Source organism: Streptomyces sp. AC558_RSS880 (genome assembly GCF_019049255.1).
In the GTDB taxonomy this organism is placed as follows: Bacteria; Actinomycetota; Actinomycetes; order Streptomycetales; family Streptomycetaceae; genus Streptomyces.
Genome location: NZ_JAGMUJ010000108.1, coordinates 69735 through 73727, shown reverse-complemented (window position 1 = coordinate 73727; position 3993 = coordinate 69735). Strand labels below are relative to the sequence as shown.

Annotated in this window: 1 pseudogene; it reads left to right on the top strand. The window is 73.0% G+C overall.

Going from position 1 to position 3993, the window contains the following annotated elements:
* Positions 1 to 33 precede the first annotated feature (33 nt).
* A pseudogene (locus KUM38_RS28485) lies at positions 34 to 3993 on the top strand (SDR family NAD(P)-dependent oxidoreductase); the annotation flags it as partial.

Here is a 3993-nt window from a genome sequence, read left to right as displayed (position 1 = left end):
TCGCACGCGTTCCATTCGCCGCGGATGGAGCCGATGCTGGCGCAGTTCCGTACCGTCGCGGAGCGGCTGACGTATGCCGAACCCCGCATCCCGGTCGTCTCCAACGTGACGGGTGAAGTGGTGTCGGTGTTCGACGCCGGCTACTGGGTGCGGCATGTGCGGCAGGCGGTGCGGTTCGCCGATGGTGTGCGCACGCTGTGGGATCTGGGGGTGCGGCGGTTTGTGGAGCTGGGGCCGGACGCGGTGCTGACCGCGATGGCCCGGCAGTGCGTGGAGGACACCGAGGCGGCGTTCATACCCGCCCTGCGTGCCAAGCACCACGAGGGCGAGACGTTCGCCGCCTTCCTCGGCCGCGCCCACACCGCCGGCCTCGCAGTGGACTGGGAGGCCTACTACGCGGGCACCGGCGCCCAGCGGGTCGACCTGCCGACGTACGCGTTCCAGCGCGAGCGCTTCTGGCTGACCCCGGGCACCGCTCCCGGTGACGTCGCGGCCGCCGGGCTCATCGCCGTCGAGCACCCCGTCCTGGCCGGTCGGGCGCTCATAGGTGACCGTGACGAGTGGCTCTTCACCGGCCGTATCTCCACCACGAACCAGCCGTGGACGCGCGACCACGTCGTCATGGGCGCGATCGTCGTGCCCGGCGTGGCGCTGGTCGAGATGAGCCTGGCCGCCGGACGCGAGGTCGGCTGTCCCGTGCTCGACGAGCTTGTCATCGAGGCGCCGCTGGCCCTGGACGAGACGGCGGCGCGCCAGGTCCAGATCATCGTCGGCCACGTCGACGAGGACGGCCGCCGTGAGTTCGTCATCTTCTCGCGCCCCGAGGACGACGACGCGGAGGAACAACACGTCGCGACCTGTCACGGCCGCGGTTGGCTGGGGGCGGACCCCAAGGCCGTACCCGCCTGGGACGTCGCATGGCCGCCGCAGGACGCCGAGCCCCTCTCGGCGGAGGCGCTCTACACCCGCATGGCCGACATCGGATACGACTACGGCGCGCTGTTCCAGGGCGTGGTCGAGGCCTGGCAGGACGACGACGCCGTCTACGTCGAGCTCGCGCTGCCGGACGACGCCGACACGGGCGCCTTCGGTGTACACCCGGGACTCTTCGACTCCGCGGTGCAGAGTTCGCTTTTCGGGGAGAAGCCGGACGACACCCTCGTCATGCCGTTCTCGTGGAACGGTGTCCAGCTCAGCCGGACCGGCGTGTCCCGAGCCCGTGCCCGGCTCACCCCGGCGGGCGCGGCCGCCTTCCGTATCGACATCGTCGACGAGCACGACGAGCCGGTCCTCAGCATGGACAAGCTGGTGTTCCGTCCCGTCGACCAGGCCCAGCTGAAGCGGGCCTCCGACACGCAGGGTTCGCTCTATCGGCTGGACTGGACCCCGGTCACGGCCGGTGCCGGCCAGTCCGCGCGGGTCGCGGTGCTCGGTGGGCTGCCCGCCCAGGGCGAGCCGTTCGAGAACCTGACCGCGCTGGAACAGGCCGTGGAGGACGGCGCCCCGGCGCCCGAGCTGGTCCTCGCGGGCGTTGTGGCTCCGGAGGCCACGGCGGCCGCCGTCGAGGCACTGGCTCTGGTCCGGCAGTGGCTCGCCCATACGGCGCTGAGCGAGGCCAGGTTGGCCGTGGTGACCCGGCATGCGGTCGCCGTCGGCGGCGAGGCTCCGGATGCCGCTCAGGCGGCGGTGTGGGGTCTGCTGCGCAGTGCGCAGTCCGAGCACCCGGGCCGGTTCCTGCTGGTCGACCTCGACGACGACGCCGTGGTCGAAGGGCTGCACTGGGGCGGACTGACCGACCTGGACGAGCCGCAGTTGGCGGTGCGGGGTGGCCGGTTGCTGGCACCGAGGCTGGCCCGTGCCTCCACGGCGGTGACCGACCGGCCGCCGGCCTTCGACCCGGAGGGCACGGTGCTGGTCACGGGTGGTACCGGTGGTCTGGGTGCGGTGTTCGCCCGTCACCTGGCCGCCGCGCACGGGGTACGTCATCTGCTGCTGTTGAGCCGGCGTGGCCCGGAGGCCGACGGCGCCGCCGAGCTGGTCACCGAGCTGGGGGCACTCGGCGCCCAGGCCCGCGTGGTCGCCTGCGACGTGTCCGACCGGGAGCAACTGGCCGCCGCGCTCGACTCCGTGGAGCGTCCGCTGACGGCGGTGGTACACGCGGCCGGTGTGCTCGACGACGGCGTGATCGAGTCGCTGTCGGCGGAGCAGATCGAGCGCGTCATGCGGCCCAAGGCGGACGCGGCGTGGCATCTGCACGAGTTGACCGCCGACGCGGAGCTGTCGGCGTTCGTGCTGTTCTCGTCGGTGTCCGCGCTCATCGGCAGCCCCGGCCAGGCCAACTACGCCGCCGCCAACGCGGCCTTGGACGCGCTCGCCGCATCCCGGCGGGCCGTCGGACTGCCCGCCACCTCGCTGGCCTGGGGCCTGTGGTCGGACACCGCGGGCATGGCGGCACAGCTGGGCCAGAACGAGCTGGCCCGCCTGGAGCGCATGGGCGCCAAGCCGTTGACGGCCGAGCTGGGCCTCGGCCTGTTCGACCAGGCCCTCGCCTCGGACGCCGCGCTGCTGGCGCCGGTCCGGCTGGACACGGCCGTGCTGCGCGCCCAGGCCCGGGCCGGCACGATCCCGGCCGTACTGCGCGGACTGGCCCCCGCCCCCCGGCGCGCGGAGGCCGGGGGGTCCCTCGCCCGGCGCCTGGCGGGCGTACCGGAGGCGGACCGTGAGCAGGTCGCGCTCGACCTCGTACTGGCCCAGGTCGCGGGCGTGCTGGGCCACGCCACGGCCACCTCCGTCGATCCGGGCCGCGCGTTCAAGGAACTGGGCTTCGACTCCCTCGCCGCGGTCGAACTGCGTAACCGGCTCACCCAGAACACGGGCGTACGCCTGCCCGCCACGCTGGTGTTCGACCACCCGACCCCGGTGGCGGTGGCCCGGCTGCTGGTGTCGCAGGTCACGGTGGACGTCGCGGCCGACCGTCCGCGCACGACACGATCGCGGCGCGTGGACACCGGCGAGCACCTGGCGATCGTGGGCATGAGCTGCCGGTTCCCTGGCGGGGTGTCCTCGCCGGAGGAACTGTGGGAGCTGGTGGCGTCCGGCGGGGACGGCATGGGCCCGTTCCCGACCGACCGGGGCTGGGACCTGGATCGGCTCTACGACCCCGACCCCGACCAGGTCGGCACGGTGTACACGCGGTCCGGCGGTTTCGTCGACCGCATCGGCGAGTTCGACGCCGAGTTCTTCGGGATCAGCCCGCGTGAGGCGCTCGCGATGGACCCGCAGCAGCGGCTGCTGCTGGAGGCGTCGTGGGAGGCGTTCGAGGACGCGGGCATCGACCCGACGACACTACGGGGCAGCAACACTGGCGTCTTCTGCGGCACCGTCACCTCGGGCTACCACGCGACGATGGTTCCCGAACTGGAGGGCTACCACCTCACCGGCACCACGAACAGCGTGGTCTCCGGCCGGATCGCGTACACGCTCGGCCTCGAGGGCCCGGCGGTGTCGGTGGACACGGCCTGCTCGTCCTCCGCCGTCGCCCTGCACATGGCCTCCCAGGCCCTGCGAGCCGGCGAGTGCGAGACGGCCCTGGTCGGCGGCATCTCGCTGATGGCCACACCCGACCTGCTCATCGGCTTCAGCCGCCAGCGCGGCCTGGCCGGAGACGGGCGATGCAAGGCCTATGCAGCGTCGGCGGACGGCACGGGCTTCTCCGACGGCCTGGGTCTGCTGGTGGTGGAGCGGCTGTCGGACGCCAAGCGCAGGGGACGGCGGATCCTGGGTGTGATCCGGGGCAGTGCGGTGAACCAGGACGGTGCGAGCAACGGTCTGACGGCGCCGAACGGGCCTTCGCAGGAGCGGGTCATCCGGCAGGCGCTCGCCAGTGCGGGGTTGTCCCCGGCCGAGGTGGACGCGGTCGAGGGCCACGGCACCGGCACCAAGCTGGGTGACCCGATCGAGGCGCAGGCACTGCTGGCTACGTACGGCCGCGAC